The sequence below is a fragment of the Pseudomonas sp. NFACC46-3 genome (assembly GCF_900114515.1).
Classification (GTDB): Bacteria; Pseudomonadota; Gammaproteobacteria; order Pseudomonadales; family Pseudomonadaceae; genus Aquipseudomonas; species Aquipseudomonas fluorescens_Q.
In genome coordinates, this window is the sequence record NZ_FOTH01000011.1 from 1 (window position 1) to 14752 (window position 14752).

General features: G+C 62.0%; 16 protein-coding genes. 6 read left to right on the forward strand and 10 right to left on the reverse strand.

The window, feature by feature from the left end; genetic code table 11:
• Positions 1 to 164 precede the first annotated feature (164 nt).
• Complete coding sequence (locus BM300_RS13290; protein WP_092150310.1) at positions 165 to 566, reverse strand: lysozyme inhibitor LprI family protein; 402 nt, start codon at positions 564 to 566, stop codon at positions 165 to 167.
• Between the two features lie 142 nt (positions 567 to 708).
• Between BM300_RS13290 and BM300_RS13295 the strand changes: the two genes are divergently transcribed.
• Positions 709 to 1167 carry an SRPBCC family protein gene (locus BM300_RS13295; RefSeq protein WP_092150313.1) on the forward strand — a complete coding sequence of 153 codons (459 nt, stop codon included), beginning with the start codon at positions 709 to 711 and terminating at the stop codon, positions 1165 to 1167.
• A gap of 462 nt (positions 1168 to 1629) precedes the next feature.
• Here the strand turns inward: BM300_RS13295 and BM300_RS13300 are convergent, their stop codons facing one another.
• Complete coding sequence (locus BM300_RS13300; protein ID WP_092463094.1) at positions 1630 to 2049, reverse strand: hypothetical protein; 420 nt, start codon at positions 2047 to 2049, stop codon at positions 1630 to 1632.
• A 178-nt stretch (positions 2050 to 2227) separates the two neighbouring features.
• The gene (locus BM300_RS13305; RefSeq protein ID WP_092225558.1) at positions 2228 to 3175 is read right to left on the reverse strand and encodes an AraC family transcriptional regulator; all 948 of its coding nucleotides are present in this window, start codon (positions 3173 to 3175) and stop codon (positions 2228 to 2230) included.
• 202 nt (positions 3176 to 3377) lie between these two features.
• Here BM300_RS13305 and BM300_RS13310 point away from each other — a divergent pair, with 202 nt between their 5' ends.
• A complete protein-coding gene (locus BM300_RS13310) occupies positions 3378 to 4115 on the forward strand; it encodes an SDR family oxidoreductase (protein WP_092463096.1) in 738 nt (245 codons plus the stop codon).
• A gap of 29 nt (positions 4116 to 4144) precedes the next feature.
• The gene (locus tag BM300_RS13315; protein WP_092150325.1) at positions 4145 to 4402 is read left to right on the forward strand and encodes an Atu4866 domain-containing protein; all 258 of its coding nucleotides are present in this window, start codon (positions 4145 to 4147) and stop codon (positions 4400 to 4402) included.
• Positions 4403 to 4474: 72 nt separating this feature from the next.
• Here BM300_RS13315 and inhA read toward each other — a convergent pair whose 3' ends face one another.
• Positions 4475 to 5161, reverse strand: coding sequence for an isonitrile hydratase (inhA, locus tag BM300_RS13320; protein WP_092463098.1), 687 nt, complete (start codon positions 5159 to 5161; stop codon positions 4475 to 4477).
• Between the two features lie 99 nt (positions 5162 to 5260).
• On the opposite strand from inhA, the gene BM300_RS13325 reads away from it, so the two are divergent.
• Positions 5261 to 6253 (forward strand): GlxA family transcriptional regulator, encoded by a 993-nt coding sequence (locus BM300_RS13325; protein WP_092463100.1) that lies wholly within the window; start codon positions 5261 to 5263, stop codon positions 6251 to 6253.
• Here the strand turns inward: BM300_RS13325 and BM300_RS13330 are convergent.
• Together BM300_RS13330 and BM300_RS13335 are read right to left on the reverse strand one after the other, a co-directional pair.
• Complete coding sequence (locus BM300_RS13330; protein ID WP_092463175.1) at positions 6222 to 7124, reverse strand: alpha/beta fold hydrolase; 903 nt, start codon at positions 7122 to 7124, stop codon at positions 6222 to 6224. The two genes, BM300_RS13325 and BM300_RS13330, sit on opposite strands and share 32 nt — an antisense overlap.
• Positions 7125 to 7152: 28 nt before the next feature.
• Positions 7153 to 7530 (reverse strand): hypothetical protein, encoded by a 378-nt coding sequence (locus tag BM300_RS13335; protein WP_063325030.1) that lies wholly within the window; start codon positions 7528 to 7530, stop codon positions 7153 to 7155.
• Between the two features lie 619 nt (positions 7531 to 8149).
• On the opposite strand from BM300_RS13335, the gene BM300_RS13340 reads away from it, so the two are divergent.
• The gene (locus BM300_RS13340; protein WP_092150337.1) at positions 8150 to 8515 is read left to right on the forward strand and encodes a DUF6124 family protein; all 366 of its coding nucleotides are present in this window, start codon (positions 8150 to 8152) and stop codon (positions 8513 to 8515) included.
• A 174-nt stretch (positions 8516 to 8689) separates the two neighbouring features.
• Here BM300_RS13340 and BM300_RS13345 read toward each other — a convergent pair whose 3' ends face one another.
• From BM300_RS13345 to tam, 4 genes are all read right to left on the reverse strand, one after another.
• Positions 8690 to 10513 (reverse strand): glycoside hydrolase family 15 protein, encoded by a 1824-nt coding sequence (locus tag BM300_RS13345; protein WP_092463102.1) that lies wholly within the window; start codon positions 10511 to 10513, stop codon positions 8690 to 8692.
• Complete coding sequence (locus BM300_RS13350; protein ID WP_092463103.1) at positions 10506 to 11306, reverse strand: SDR family oxidoreductase; 801 nt, start codon at positions 11304 to 11306, stop codon at positions 10506 to 10508. The genes BM300_RS13345 and BM300_RS13350 overlap by 8 nt, the downstream gene beginning before the upstream one ends.
• Positions 11307 to 11579: 273 nt before the next feature.
• Positions 11580 to 12713 (reverse strand): cupin-like domain-containing protein, encoded by a 1134-nt coding sequence (locus BM300_RS13355; protein ID WP_092463105.1) that lies wholly within the window; start codon positions 12711 to 12713, stop codon positions 11580 to 11582.
• A 91-nt stretch (positions 12714 to 12804) separates the two neighbouring features.
• The gene (gene tam / locus BM300_RS13360; RefSeq protein WP_092412873.1) at positions 12805 to 13575 is read right to left on the reverse strand and encodes a trans-aconitate 2-methyltransferase; all 771 of its coding nucleotides are present in this window, start codon (positions 13573 to 13575) and stop codon (positions 12805 to 12807) included.
• A gap of 145 nt (positions 13576 to 13720) precedes the next feature.
• Here tam and BM300_RS13365 point away from each other — a divergent pair, with 145 nt between their 5' ends.
• The gene (locus BM300_RS13365) at positions 13721 to 14455 is read left to right on the forward strand and encodes a thioesterase II family protein (RefSeq protein WP_092225570.1); all 735 of its coding nucleotides are present in this window, start codon (positions 13721 to 13723) and stop codon (positions 14453 to 14455) included.
• Positions 14456 to 14752: the final 297 nt, after the last annotated feature.

Genomic DNA, 14752 nt, shown 5'->3' on the forward strand with positions numbered 1-14752 from the left:
ATGGTAGTGTGGGGTTTCCCCATGTGAGAGTAGGTCATCGTCAAGATTAAATTCCGAAACCCCTATCTGCTGATGCAGGTAGGGGTTTTGTTTTTGCCTGAAACAAAAAGCTTTAGCCAAAAAAAGGATGACCTGTAGAGTTCATCCTTTTTTGCATCCGGCCCTTAAGCCCCGGGTACTGGGCAGCTCAGATCCCCTTCCTTGCACTTGAGATAGGTCTTGAATGCCTCGATCCGGGCTTTAGTCTGGGCGGTGATGCAGTTGCTGTAGATCAGCGGGTAGACGCTACCGCCCTCGACTCCGGAGGCGGAGAAATTGCATTCGGCATCACGGAAGCCTATCCAGGCACGCTGCGCCTTGACCAGCATCTGTTTGGCCTGCGGGTTGTCCTTCAAGCGTGCTGTGATCAGCTTGTACAAGCTGTTCAGCTCGTTGTCGGCGGCCTTGTTTTCTTTGGCTGCGCATTGGTTCATTTCGCCTTGAGTGGTGGCGTCGGCGCAGTTGTCAGCCTGGGCAACAGTGACGAAAAGCAGCGGCATCAGGGCCAGAAGCAAGCGCAGGGACATGTTTGGTCTCTCCTTGAGGGGATTGAAAACGCCGGGTGAGTTTACATCGCTCCCTGCGGTTTTAAAGAAGGCGATACTGATACAACTTTCTGGTTGGCGTTGTGGTCTTACAAGCCTACTGTTGAAACACAGGAGGTGACCCATGCATTCATCCGACCGCATTGAAAGAAAGATCCTGCTCAAGGCCCCGCGCTCCCAGGTATGGCGTGCCCTGGCCAATGCCGAAGCTTTCGGCCAATGGTTCGGTGTTGCCCTTGAGGGGAAACGGTTTGTGGCAGGGGAGCGTACCCAGGGGCAAATCACTTATCCAGGTTACGAGCATCTCATCTGGGACGTGGCGGTGGAACGGGTGGAGCCCGAGCGGGTGTTCTCGTTTCGCTGGCATCCTTACGCTGTCGAGCCGCAGGTGGATTACTCTCAAGAGTCCGAAACCCGGGTGCAATTCGAACTTGAAGACATGGATGGCGGCACCCTGCTCAAAGTCGTGGAGTCGGGTTTCAACAACATTCCCGAGGCTCGCCGGCTCAAGGCTTTTCGCATGGACAGCCGTGGTTGGGACGAGCAGATGGCCAATATTGAAGCCTTCCTGGGCAAGTCTTGATAGGAGGGACTGCTGAGGGGCTAAGGGTTTTCGAAGGGGGCGGTGTAGCGAATGTCTTACACGAGATGGTAGCTATGTCGTCTATTTCGTTTTGGATCCGAGGCGTAATCTGGACTCATCCACTGAAGCACAGGAAGTGCTCAGGATCAGGGACGATCGACCTTGCAAGGAAAGCTATCGACAGGGAGTCGTAATGGTCTTGGAAAAACCCGCTTCGGCGGGTTTTTTTTCGCCCGCAAAAATCTGAGAAGGCCCTATAGCGAAACGCTTACACATCGTTGCTGCTTTCTCGTCTTTTTCCAAGATACCGAGGGGCCTAATCTATGTTCATCCACTGGGTACAGGGAGTGCTCGGGGTCATGGATGATTGGACCAGGCATGGAATGCCGGACAGGGAGTCAAATTGGTCCTCAAAAAACCCGCCTAGGCGGGTTTTTTTTCGTCTGCGAAAAAGTGGTCTGATCATGCCAGGCGCCGGGTCATGGTGCGGTCGGAACCATCGGCAGCCACGATCTGGCCTCCCGGCGTCCGGTCCGCGCCATCGGCAGCCAGGGTCTGGCCCCCAGGCGTCCGGTCTGCACCATCGGCAGCCAAGGTCTGGCCCCCAGGCGTCCGGTCCGCACCATCGGCAGCCAGGGTCTGGCCCCCAGGCGTCCGGTCTGCGCCATCGGCAGCCAGGGTCTGACCCCCAGGTGTCCGATCCGCGCCATCGGCAGCGAGAGTCTGCCCTCCAGGCGTCCGATCCGCGCCATCAGCGGCCACAGGCTGCTGGTAATCGCTAGCCTGGGTAAAGAAGCGGTCTTGCTGCTGGCTCGGCAGGGCAAACGCACTGACGCTCAGGGCGAAGGTGGTAACGGCGATCAAGGTGTTGAACGTTTTCATGGTAAAGACTCCGGTCATATCAAGGGTTGAGTGCCGGGTCGTTCAGATGTCGTGATCTGCTGAACCCGTTGCAGCGGCGACGGTTGTCTTGCTGCATGGGTTCAGATTAGGGGCGAGGCGGCGGTGGGCGTTAGATGGATACTGTCCTGGTTTTGCCTGATCCTGTTTGTGTGCAGGATCAGGCGCTACTGGCTTGCAGCGCCTGGGCACGCAAACGAGCGATGTCCTTGCTCGGGGAGGCGCCAAATAGACGGCTGTATTCACGGCTGAACTGCGAGGGGCTTTCATACCCCATCTTGTAGCCGATTGACGAAACGTCGCTGTTCTCCGCCAACAGTAACCGTCGGGCTTCCTGCAAGCGCAGTTGTTTCTGGTATTGCAGTGGACTCATGGCGGTCACGGCTTTGAAGCGGTGGTGCAGCGCCGAAGGGCTGAGATTGATCATTTGTGCCAGGCTGTCGATGCTCAACGGCTCGGCGTAATGGGTATTGAGCCATTCGATGGCACGGCTGATGCGATGGGTCTGGGTGTCGGGAATGGCGATTTCGTGCAAGCGCTGGCCTTGGGCGCCACGCAGCAGCCGGTAGAAAATCTCCTGTTGGGCCAACGGCGCGAGGGTGGCGATATCGTCCGGGCTGTCCAACAGCCGCAGCAAGCGCAACACTGCGTCGAGCAATGGCGCATCAATGCGATCCAGGAACAGCCCGCGCCCGGTTCTTTCGGCCGGCACGCCGATAGGGCTGGCGTCGGCAATCAAACGGCAGATCTGTGCCGGGTCGATGTCGAGGCGGATGCACAGGTAGGGGCGCTCGGGGCTGGCTTCAATCACCTGGCCGGCCAGTGGCAGGGTCACCGAGACGACCAGATAGTTGAGCGGGTCATACACGTAGCATTCGTCCGCCAGGCGCACTTCCTTGCGCCCCTCGATAATCACGCATAAACCAGGCTTGTGCACGGTGTGCAGGGCTTCGGTCGGCTGGTCGCTACGGATCAGGTGCAAGGCCTCGATGGCCGTAGGGTGAACGCCGAACTCCGGGGCGAAGCGCTTCATCAGGCTCGCCAGTTCGGCGCGGCGCTGGCTGACGCCGTCGTCTGGCGCAATGTGGATGGACGTGGATACCGACATGCCGATCAATCTCCCTGGCCAAAATGAATAGACCGCGCTAGTAAAGCCGATTGCGCGGCTGTCGACCAGAGTCGGATCTATCGCTACAGGATCGTGCAAGTGCGCAGGAGGATCCGGCTAACCCAGGCCGTGGTCGGTTCCCTAATCTGGACCTGTCAAAACGCTCCCACCGGGGCCATCACATCCAGACGAGGAAACCATCATGTCCGACATTCAAAACAAAGTAGTGGTCATCACCGGCGCCAGCAGCGGGATTGGTGAAGCGGCGGCGCGGTTGCTCGCGGCTCGCGGTGCCCGTGTCGTGCTTGGCGCCCGGCGCATCGATCGTCTGCAAACACTGGTGCAGGAACTCGAAACCGCCGGCCAGCAGGCTGTCTGCAAAGCGGTGGACGTGACCCGCCGCGACGATGTCCAGAACCTGATCGACTTCGCTGTCCAGCGTTTCGGCAGGGTCGATGTGATCATCAATAACGCCGGGGTCATGCCGCTCTCCAAGCTCGAGGCGCTGAAAGTCGAGGAGTGGGACCGCATGATCGACGTCAACATCCGTGGCGTACTCCACGGCATCGCCGCCGGCCTGCCGCTGATGCAGCGCCAGCGCAGCGGGCAGTTCATCAACATCGCGTCGATCGGTGCCTACGCGGTCAGCCCGACTGCCGCCGTGTATTGCGCCACCAAGTTTGCCGTGCGGGCGATTTCCGAGGGCTTGCGCCAGGAAGTCGGAGGGGATGTGCGCGTGACGGTAATTTCCCCCGGTGTGACCGAATCGGAACTGGCCGAGAGCATTTCCGATGAAGGTGGACGTGCCGAAATGCGCGAGTTCCGCAGGATCGCCATTCCGGCCGAAGCCATCGCCCGGGCGATTGCCTACGCCATCGAACAACCAGCGGATGTGGACGTCAGCGAATTGATCGTGCGGCCCACCGCCAGTCCATTCTGACCGACTTGACCGACAGGAGGAGATGTCCCATGAGAAAGGCATTTGGAGACCAGGATAAATTCGTCGGCCTATGGGTGACGGCTGATGGCATGATTCGCCATAGGCTGCTGCCGGGCGGACGCTATGACGAAGCGCGAGGTGCACGTGAGAGCGCATATCAGGGCGACTACTGGCTGCAGGATGACCATATCGAATACCACGACGACACCGGTTTCACCGCCGATGGGGATTTTCGTGAAGGCGTGCTCTACCACGCGGGGATGGTGTTGTATCGCCAGGAGGGATGATGAACCGATAACCTTTGCGGTGAGGGGACAACTCCCCCTCACCACGGATTTCATTTCCATCGGGACTGATCGTTACGCCCGTTCCAAGCGCGCCGCAGCACGCTGGGTGATTTGCGAGCGCACCCGGAACGACTCGGCCGCACGCCGGTTCGCTTCTTCCAGCACGCGCGTCGGCGCGGTGTCCGGGCTGCCGGCGTTGAACGGCGGGGCAGGGGCGTACTCGAGTTGCAGCTGGACCAGCTCGGCGGTGTCCTGGTCGAACAGTTCGGCCGCCAGGGTCAAGGCGAAGTCGATTCCGGCCGTGATGCCGCCACCGGTGAGCAGGTTGCCGTCGCGGACCACGCGCTCCTTGACCGGCGTCGCGCCCAGGGTTTGCAGCAGACTGTGATAGGCCCAATGGGTGGTGGCGCGCTTGCCTTGCAACAGGCCCGCGGCACCGAGCACCAGCGAACCGGTGCACACGGACGTGATGTATTTCGCCTCGGCGGCCTGCCGCTTGATGAAGGCCAGTGTCTGTTCGTCTTCCATCAGCGGCCCGACGCCGGTCCCGCCGGGAACGCAGATCACGTCGAGCTTCGGGCAGTCCTCGAACGTGGTGGTGGGCAGCAACACCAGCCCGGTGCTGGCGGTGACCGGCGCCAGGTCCTTCCAGACCAGATGGACCTTCACGTCTGGCAATGAGGCCAGTACGTCATAAGGGCCGGTCAGGTCCAACTGCTGGACTTGGGGGAATAACAGCAAACCGATCTGCAGCGTCATGTCGTGTGCTCCTTTGGATGATGCCCGAGGGGTGGACGGTTTGACTTTAGATCCGTAGGCTCTGGCGTATACGCCAATAAGCCCACGAATCACGCCAATATGCCCAACCCACCGAAAACTGTTCATGTCCTGGCCTTCGCCAACGTGCAAGTGCTGGATGTCACCGGGCCCTTGCAGGTCTTCGCATCGGCCAACGACCTGGCTCGCCAGCAAGGCCTGCCGCTGCCGTACACGCCGACGGTCATCGCCGTGGGCGGTGGCGCGGTGATGTCCTCGGCAGGCTTGGCGCTGATGGCCGAGCCGCTGCCGAGTGAAGGCAGCGACACGCTGTTGATCGCCGGTGGCTGGGGCGTGTACGAAGCGGCGAAGGATCCGGCGCTGGTGGCCTGGGTCAAGGAGCACGGCCTGCGTTCGCGAAGGGTGGCGTCGGTGTGCACCGGGGCGTTCCTGTTGGCCGCCAGCGGTTGGTTGGACGGACGGCGCGTGGTGACGCACTGGACCCGCTGCGAACAACTGGCCGAGCAACATCCGCAATTGCGGGTCGAACCCAACCCGATTTTCATCAACGACGGCCCGGTCTGGACCTCGGCCGGGGTCACGGCCGGCATCGACCTGGCCCTGGCGCTGGTGGAGGAGGACCTGGGCCGTGCGGTGGCGCTGGAGGTCGCCCGGCACCTGGTGGTGTTCCTCAAGCGTCCCGGTGGGCAATCGCAGTTCAGCGTGACGTTGTCGCTGCAAAAGCAGGGCAGTCGGTTTGATGACTTGCATGCCTGGATCGCCGAAAACCTCACCCGCGACCTGGGCCTGTCGAGCCTGGCCGCCGAGGTCGGTATGAGCGAACGCAGCTTTGTGCGGCACTATCGCGCCGACACTGGCCAGACCCCGGCGCGGGCGGTGGAGTTGATTCGCGTGGAAACCGCTCGCCGCCTGCTGGCCGACACGGCGGTGTCGATCAAGCGGGTGGCGGTGCAATGTGGCTTCGGCAGCGAAGAAACCCTGCGTCGCAGTTTCCTGCGGGCCATGGGCGTGACACCCCAGGCCTATCGCGAGCGGTTCGCCGTCAGCCCTCAAGCAGATCCAGCAATGCCTTGAGCGTGGCCTCGGGGGCTTCCTGGGGAATGTTATGGCCAACACCGGGCAGCACTCGGCGCTCATAGAAACCCGTGAAATGTTCGACGTCTTCGTCGTGTTCCGACGCGGGCCCCACGCCGTCGTCGGCACCGCACAGGGAAATGCTCGGCACGCTGATGGCCGGTTGTGCCGCCAGCCGTTCCTCCATCCACTCCAGCGTCGGGTCGCCCGGTGCGTACATGAACCGATGACGGTAGGAGTGGATCACCACGTCGACGAAGTCCGGGTTGTCGAACGACGCAGCACTGAGGGGATACCGTTCGGCGCCACGTTTCCAGGTCGGTGACCACAGGCGCCAGAGCAATTCACACAGTTCACGTCGGTTCTGGGTCAGGCCCTCGACACCCCGCGCCGTGTGGAAATAGTACTGGTACCACAGGCGATGTTCGGTTTCCGGGTCCAGCGGCTGCGTGGAACGTGGAATGTCCTGCAGGTTGTAGCCGTCGCCGGTCACCAGGCAGCGAACGCGCTCGGGCCACAGCGCCGCGACGATACACGCCGCCCGACCGCCCCAGTCGTAGCCGCACAGCGCCGCCTGGGGGATGGAGAGTGCGTGCATCAGGTCCAGCAGGTCCTGGGCCAGCGCGGCTTGCTGGCCGGAACGCATGATGTCCGGGTTGTTGAACCGGGTCGGGCCGTAGCCGCGCAGGTAGGGCACGATGACCCAATATCCACGCTCGGCCAAGGCGGGTGCGATTTCATCGAAAGCCCTGGGGTCGTAAGGAAAACCGTGCAGCAGGATGACTGGCTCGCCGCTGGCGGGACCATGCTCTTCGTAGGCGATGCGCAACAGCGGCGTCACTGCGAAGTTGACCTTGGGATCGAGGTTCATGTTGGCCTCCGGCATTGCTCGGTTGCGGTCAGGCGGGTTCCTGGTTCACGTATTTGGCCCGATCCGGCGTGAACGTCACGATCATGTTCGTGCTGGAGCAGGTCAGGGTGCGCTCCTGGGTCAAGTCGATGTCCAGGTCTTCACCGCGCAGGCCCTGCCATTGGGCGAGATACTTGAGACAGCCGAATTTTTCGTTTTTCTTCAGGCTGCGGCTGACGCCACCTTTCCAGCCCAGTACCGGCAACTCACCCTCCAGGCAGCGTTGCGCCAGTTCGGGAAACTTCATCGCGCGGTCGCGGCCGATTTCCCAGCATTTGATCAAGCCCCGGTCCTGGCCTTCCCAGAGGTCTTCGCGGGTCAGGCCTGTTCGGGGTGGGGTGGTGATGGGGCGTTTGATATGGGTCATGTCAGGTCCTTGAGTCGGGTTTTTATCGGGCAGCTCCGCTGCACCCGTGAGCATCGATCTTAGGAGGGGTTGGCGGGGCTGGCAACTCGAAAGGGCGCGTAACGATAAATGGGCGAATTGCGGTGATTGCTTCTGTGGCGAGGGGATTTATCCCCGCTGGGCTGCGAAGCAGCCCCAAAATCTGGTAACTCGGTATGTCAGGTTAATTGAGGTTGTTCTTTTGAGGGCTGCTGCGCAGCCCAGCGGGGATAAATCCCCTCGCCACAGATAAATTCCCCACCACAGTGGTGCGGTGTTCCTACAAAAAATTAGGTGAACCGGAATTTTCTGACGAGTCGTGTCGGTTGCCGGTTCGGAAGGGGCGGGGATAGGCTTTGCTCGTCGCTGCAAAATCAGCGACCGGGTTTGGTCACCCGTCCAATGTCAGGCGCACACGCGCCAACCTCAGCATGTCGGCGCTTTTTTGTGTGCTTGTCGGTATGCTTTGCGGTGGGCTGTGCGCGGGGCACTTTCGAGTGCGCCGGGTGCCTGACTTCCCGGTTGACCAACCTGCGTATAGCCCACCACCCTCGTTTGGTCACGAGGTGGGTGAGCTCAACTTCAAGTCAGGAGTTTCACAATGGTCAAAATCACCCCCAACCCTCCACGCGCCGAAGACCTTTCTGCCTACACCACCCTCGACACAAAAAAACTCCGCGAAGCCGCCGACCGGGCGCTGAACATTCACCTGTCTCCCACCCCAACCAAACCCGATACCCAGGACGGCCAGGTTTTCACCGTGGTCCCCGGGCTAAACACCGAATCGGTGCTGACCAGCCTCAGCGAAACCCTGGCCTCGGCCGATGCCATGGTCAGTGATCTGGCGTTCGAGCTGGAAGGGTCGCGGCGGCATGTGGCGTTGGGTATTCAGCAGTTGATCGAGCTGGCCAAGTTGCTGGCCAATCGAGCTTTGGATGACATCGAATTGGCCGACTCAACGCGATAGCCAGCGCACCGCTTTCCCTGTGGCGAGGGAGCTTGCTCCCGCTGGGTTGCGAAGCGACCCCCATACCAGACGCTGATTCTTTGGAGGCTGGAAGATTTTGCGCCTGCTGCGCAGTCGAGCGGGAGCAAGCTCCCTCGCCACAGGGACTGTGCCCAGTCTGAAGGGCTACTCAGTTCACGGCTGCCAATGAGTCTTCTCCCCACTCAATTTGCGATCCAGGAAGCTCGCCGCGCTGATCAGTGCCAGGTGGGTCAGGGCTTGGGGCGTGTTGCCCAAGTGGTAGCCGTGGCTGTCGAATTCTTCAGCGTACAGCCCCAGCGGGTTGGCGTAGCGCAGCAGTTGTTCGAATTCCAGCTGGGCTTTTTCCACGCGGCCGGCGCGGGCCAGGCATTCGACGTACCAGAACGAGCAGGCCGCGAATGAGCCTTCGATGCCGCTGAGGCCGTCGATGGGGCTGTCGTCGTTGCGGTAGCGATAGACCATGCCGTCGCGCACCAGGTTTTTTTCGATGGCATCGAGTGTCGAGAGCCAGCGCGGGTCGCGGGCGCTGACGAACCGCACCAGCGGCATCAACAGCATCGAGCCGTCCAGGGCGGTGCTGCCCAGGCGCTGGATGAAGTGCTGGTGTTCGTCGTTCCAGAAGTTCGTCCAGATGTCCTGGTAGATGGCCTGGCGCGTTTCGTCCCAGCGGGCGAATGGGGCGGGCAGGGAGCGTTTTTCGGCCAGACGGATGGCGCGATCCACCGCGACCCAGCACATCAGCCGCGAATGCAGGAAATGCTGTTTGTCGCCGCGCATTTCCCAGATACCCACATCCTTGTCCTGCCAGACCTTGCACACTTGATCGACCACGTCGACGGTGTGTTTCCAGCCTTGATGGGAGATCGCTTCGCCGTATTTGTTGACCAGGTACACCGCGTCCATCAGCTCGCCGAAAATGTCCAACTGCACCTGTTTGTAGGCCAGGTTGCCGATGCGCACCGGTCGGGCGTTGCCAAAGCCGCTCAGGTGCGGCAGCTCGGTTTCCGGCAGTTCCAGCCTGCCGTCCAGACCGTAGAGAATATTGAGTTTGGTCGGTTGATCACAGCAGTCACTGACCCGGCCGCGCAGCCAGCGCATGTAGGCGTTGGCTTCTTCGACGAAGCCCAGGCGCATGAACGCATAGACGGTAAAGGAAGAGTCGCGGATCCAGGTGTAGCGATAATCCCAGTTGCGTTCGCCGCCGCGGGTTTCTGGCAGGCCGAAGGTGGCGGCGGCGAGGATGGCGCCGTGTTTGCGCGAGGTCAGCAGCTTCAGCGCCAGGGCCGAGCGGTTGACCACTTCCCGCCAGCGTCCGCGGTAGGTGGACTGGCCGATCCAGCCGCGCCAGAACGCCAGAGTGCGTTCCAGGCAAATCGCGCTGACATCGTCCTGAAGGCGCGGGTCGTCGATGCCACCCAGCAGGAATTCGGCGCTCTGGCCCTGCGCCAAGGTGAACTCGGCCACCGCCGCATTGCCGTCCAGCGTCATGGGCTGGTCGGAGCATAAGCGCAGGCTCGGTTGCCCCGGCGCCTCGAAACAGATGTGGGCAGCGTCCTGGCGCGCAGTGGTGGCGGCCCGGGCGTAGTCATGCCGTACGGCGCAGTGCATGCGAAACGTCGCGCTGCCGACGGTCATGTGCACTTTGCGCATCAGCACCGGTAAATCATCCTCGCTGTCGCCGATGGGCAGCAGGTCGGTGACTTCCACCACGGCGCCGTCGCTCAGCCAGCGGGTTTGCAGCACGTTGGTGTCGGGCAGGTAGATCTGCTGGCGGCGGGCATTCGGCAGGTCCGGGGCCAATTGGAAAATGCCCGCTTCGGGCGTATCCAGCAGCGCACAGAAGATCGATGGGCTGTCGAATTCCGGCCAGCAGAAAAAATCTATGCTGCCTTGGTCATTGACCAGTGCGGCGCTGCGCATGTCGCCGATGATGCCGTGGTTCTCGATGGGGCTTTGCGGTTCGTCATGATCAGCCATTGCCGCGAAACCCCGGATAAAGGCTCATCCCGCCATCGATGAACAGCGTGGTGCCCACCACATAATCGGACAAGTCCGAGGCCAGCCAGACCACCGCGTTGGCGACGTCCTCCACATCGCCGACGCGACCGTAAGGAATCAGCTCCAGCAGTTTCTGTTCCTGCTCGCCCTCGGTGGCGTCCTGGTTGATGGCCGTGCGGATGGCGCCGGGGGCGATGCTGTTGATGCGGATGCGTTGGTGGCTGGTTTCCTGGGCCAGGCTCTGCATCAGCAGATCGACCCCGCCCTTGGACGCGGCGTAATTGGCGTGGCCCGCCCAGGGAATGCGCTGGTGCACCGAGCTCATGTGGATGATCTTGCCGGCGGCCCGGGACACGCCCTGGCGAATGCCCTGGCGGGTGAAAATCCGCAGGGCGGCGCGAGCGCAGAGGAACTGGCCGGTGAGGTTGGTGCCGATCACGGTGTTCCAGTCTTCCAGGCGCATGTCGACGGTGGCGGCGTCTTTTTGCAGGCCGGAGTTGGCGACCAGGATATCCAGCGCGCCAAACGCTTCGAGGGTCTGGGCGAACAGCCGCTCGACGTCCGGCTCTTTCGACACATCGGCCCCGACGGCGATGGCGCGGCCGCCGTTGGCGTTGATTTCACGTGCCAGGTCTTGCGCCGGGCCTTCGCTGGAGTGGTAGTTGAGTACCACCGCGGCACCCGCGTCTGCCAAGGCCCTGGCCGCGCCTGCGCCAATGCCGGAGCTGGCACCGGTGACTAGGGCAACCTGTCGGGCGAGGGATATCTGCATGGGCTTAGCACCTTGAGTGGAGGGCTTTACCTGCTGACTGGTGTGAGGTGGTTGGAGTTCACTTGGGTGAAGCGATCTTCACACTTCAGCCACGTACGGACGCTAAACCTGTGGCGAGGGAGCTTGCTCCCGCTGGGCTGCGAAGCAGCCCCAAAATCTGACACCTCGATCATTCAGGTAGATTGAGATTACCTTTGGAGGGCCTGCTGCGCAGCCCAGCGGGAGCAAGCTCCCTCGCCACAGGTCTGTGTTCACACAAGTAGTGTTTGACCGCTACCAACCCCGCCCCGAATTCACCCAGAAATTCACCGACAACGACGTGGACACCGACTCCACCTGATGGAACCAGCCTTCCGGCAAAAACAGCAAATCCCCAGCCTCCAATGTCACGCGCAGGAAGGTCACGTCGCGAGCGTGGGGGAAGCGTTGGTAGTCCGGCGCGTCCGGGTTGAAATCGCAGCCGTCCAGCCCACCTTGGGGCGCCGTGGACCAGGTGCCCAGGGCCTCGCGGTGGTGAGGCGCGGCGAGGGTGAAGGTTTTCTGGCCCCAGACCTGGGCGAACAGGTTGTCGGTGTCGTCGCGGTGCAGCGGCGTCAGGGTGCCCTTGGGGCCGATCCAGATGCGCGGTGGGATGAACAGCGACGGGTCGAAATAGGGCGGGTATTGGATCTGCTCCATCAATTGCGCCGGCAGGATGTTGTTGCCCATGTAGGCCGGTGGTTCGCCGTCGGCGCCCTTGGTCGCCGGGCTGTCCAGGGAGGCGATGAAGTCGGCCATGGACGTGGAGCGGAAGTCCCGTTCGGTAGAGAAGGTCTTTTTCACGTAGTCGCCGTGGCGGGTGATGCCTTGCAGTTCGGCAAAGTGCACCAGGGATTGTTCGCGGCTGAGCTTGAACAACGGCCAGTCCTGCAGGGCATCGCTGATGACCACCGGAATGCCATGGGGCAGATAGCGTGCTTGAAACTCCTGCACCGACAGCTCGCTGCGAGGACGACGCTCGACGCTGCGTTGAATGGGCAGGCTGGCGGTGAGTTTTTCGCTGAAGCGCGACGGGGTGGGGTAGCGCTTGTTCATGTCGACCTTTTCCACCACGCCACCGCCATGCCGGGCATGGTCGATGATCTGCGGCAGCAACGTCGCCAGGCCCATGTTTCCGCCGATCTTCAGGCGCCCGCTGGCGAACAGTTCCTCGACATTGGCCATGCCGGCCATGATCCCGAGGAAGTCCTTTTCCGCCACCTCGATGGTGACGTCGGGGCTGCTGTGGCGGCCCGCCTGGGTGCGACTGCTGGCCTTGACCTCGGACCAGTACACCTGGTGCGGGCCGAACACGAATTGGAAGACGCCTTCGATACCAACGGCGCCGGCATTGGCGAACAGCTTGCCCAGGATGGTTTGCAGGTCCACGGCGGTCACTCTTGCGGGTTTTTGGTCTTAGCAGGTAACGAGGGCCTGGAGCAGAAATTTAGCCCCCATCGCTGCGTCATCGACCGTCGCCCTAGCGCGTCGCGACCATGAACACCCGGGGAAATGGCAGCAGCACGGTGCCATCGTCCAGGGCGGGATAAGCCTGTTCGATCGCCTTGAGGTACTGCGCCAGATACTGCTCGCGTTGCGCCTCATCCAGCGGTTCGAGAAACGGGCGCAAGCCGCTGCCCTTGAACCACTCCACCACGCCTGCGGCGCCACCGGCCAAGGGGTGATGGTAGGTGGTGCGCCACACATCGACGCGGCTGCAGTGGGGCTTGAGAATCGCGTAATAGGTGCTGGCGTCCTCTACCTCGGTCCGTGAATCAGCCGCCCCGGCCAGTTGACTGGCCCACGGGCCGTTGGCGGCGATTTCCCGCATCAGGCGGTGGGAGGGCTGGTGCAGGGTGTCGGGCATCTGGATCGCCAGGCTGCCACCGGGGGCGAGTTTGCCCACCAGCGAGGGCAGCAGGGTGGCGTGGTCGGGCAGCCATTGCAGCACGGCGTTGGCGAAGATCACGTCGAACGGCCCGGGTTCATCCCATTGGCTGATGTCGGCGGTGTCGAACGCCACGGCGGGCAGGCGTTTGCGTGCGGCCTCGACCATGTCGCTGGAACTGTCCAGGCCGCGCACCGTGGCGCCGCTGAAATGTTCCACCAACAGTTCGGTGGAATTGCCCGGGCCACACCCCAGGTCGATCACCGAACGGGCCTGTGTGGGGGGAATGGCGGCGAGCAGGTCCCGGGACGGACGGGTGCGTTCCTGTTCGAAGGTGACGTATTGCTTGGCGGACCAGCCCATGGCGTTCTCCTGTGCGGCGCAGTGAGTCGAGGTGCCGCCAGTATAAGGTCGGGCGAAGACGATGTAGCGAACGTAACGGTTTTGACTAATTCTGTAGGTTACGATTTCGTTATCCTTCCTACACGACCGATCGGAGAAAACCGCAGTGACCCAACTGACCCTGCTGTGCCTGCCTTATTCCGGCGCCAGCGCGATGGTGTACAGCCGTTGGCGGCGCACATTGCCGCAGTGGCTGCATGTGCAACCGGTGGAACTGCCGGGGCGCGGGGCGCGCTTCGACGAGCCGCTGCACACCGACATGGGCCCGTTGGCGATGCAACTGGCGCGGGAGCTGTCCGCGACGCTCCAGGCCCCTTACGCCTTGTTCGGTCACAGCCTGGGCGCGCTGCTGGCCTGCGAGATCGGCCATGCCCTGCGTGAGCTCGGCTGCCCGGAACCGGTGGCGCTGTTTGCGTCCGGCACCGCGGCACCGACGATGCGGGCCGACTACGACCGCGGTTTCGCCGAACCGAAAACCGACGCTGAACTGATCGAGCAACTGCGCACCCTCAACGGTACCAGCGAGGAAATATTGGCCAACGAAGAGCTGATGGCCCTGACCTTGCCGGTCCTGCGAGCCGACTTCCTGCTGTGCGGACGTTTCCAGCCGCGAATCCGACCGCCGCTCAACTGCCCGGTGCATGTGCTCGGTGGCGCCGCCGACAAGGCCACCACGGAGCAACTGATTGGCTGGCGCCGGGAAACCACGGGCAGCTTTTCGGTGGACATGCTGGCCGGTGGGCACTTCTTCATTCATGAGCACGAGGCCAAGGTGTTGCGGCTGATCAAGGATCAGTTGAGCGTGCATCATCGGCGGCATGGGTTGGCCATCAGCGCCTGATCCACTGATGCACAAATAACCTGCTTTTGTGGTGAGGGGATTTATCCCCGTTGGGCTGCGCAGCAGCCCCTCAAAAAAACAACCTCAATTAACCTGACATACCGAGTTGCCAGATTTTGGGGCTGCTTCGCAGCCCAGCGGGGATAAATCCCCTCGCCACACTGTGGGCGCTCTGTTGCATGTCGGGATGCTCTTCCTGATACAAATTCCCAAACGCTAATTTTTCCGGTCTGCATTCGTTTTATAGGGACGACTTGCCTTTGTGCCTTGTGCCCACTGATTCCGGATACCCCAGAA

What these genes read in the sequence shown, in the direction of transcription:
- BM300_RS13290 (WP_092150310.1), bottom strand. Translation starts at nt 566, where the DNA reads ATGTCCCTGCGCTTGCTTCTGGCCCTGATGCCGCTGCTTTTCGTCACT.
- BM300_RS13295 (WP_092150313.1), top strand. Translation starts at nt 709, where the DNA reads ATGCATTCATCCGACCGCATTGAAAGAAAGATCCTGCTCAAGGCCCCG.
- BM300_RS13300 (WP_092463094.1), bottom strand. Translation starts at nt 2,049, where the DNA reads ATGAAAACGTTCAACACCTTGATCGCCGTTACCACCTTCGCCCTGAGC.
- BM300_RS13305 (WP_092225558.1), bottom strand. Translation starts at nt 3,175, where the DNA reads ATGTCGGTATCCACGTCCATCCACATTGCGCCAGACGACGGCGTCAGC.
- BM300_RS13310 (WP_092463096.1), top strand. Translation starts at nt 3,378, where the DNA reads ATGTCCGACATTCAAAACAAAGTAGTGGTCATCACCGGCGCCAGCAGC.
- BM300_RS13315 (WP_092150325.1), top strand. Translation starts at nt 4,145, where the DNA reads ATGAGAAAGGCATTTGGAGACCAGGATAAATTCGTCGGCCTATGGGTG.
- inhA (WP_092463098.1), bottom strand. Translation starts at nt 5,161, where the DNA reads ATGACGCTGCAGATCGGTTTGCTGTTATTCCCCCAAGTCCAGCAGTTG.
- BM300_RS13325 (WP_092463100.1), top strand. Translation starts at nt 5,261, where the DNA reads ATGCCCAACCCACCGAAAACTGTTCATGTCCTGGCCTTCGCCAACGTG.
- BM300_RS13330 (WP_092463175.1), bottom strand. Translation starts at nt 7,124, where the DNA reads ATGAACCTCGATCCCAAGGTCAACTTCGCAGTGACGCCGCTGTTGCGC.
- BM300_RS13335 (WP_063325030.1), bottom strand. Translation starts at nt 7,530, where the DNA reads ATGACCCATATCAAACGCCCCATCACCACCCCACCCCGAACAGGCCTG.
- BM300_RS13340 (WP_092150337.1), top strand. Translation starts at nt 8,150, where the DNA reads ATGGTCAAAATCACCCCCAACCCTCCACGCGCCGAAGACCTTTCTGCC.
- BM300_RS13345 (WP_092463102.1), bottom strand. Translation starts at nt 10,513, where the DNA reads ATGGCTGATCATGACGAACCGCAAAGCCCCATCGAGAACCACGGCATC.
- BM300_RS13350 (WP_092463103.1), bottom strand. Translation starts at nt 11,306, where the DNA reads ATGCAGATATCCCTCGCCCGACAGGTTGCCCTAGTCACCGGTGCCAGC.
- tam (WP_092412873.1), bottom strand. Translation starts at nt 13,575, where the DNA reads ATGGGCTGGTCCGCCAAGCAATACGTCACCTTCGAACAGGAACGCACC.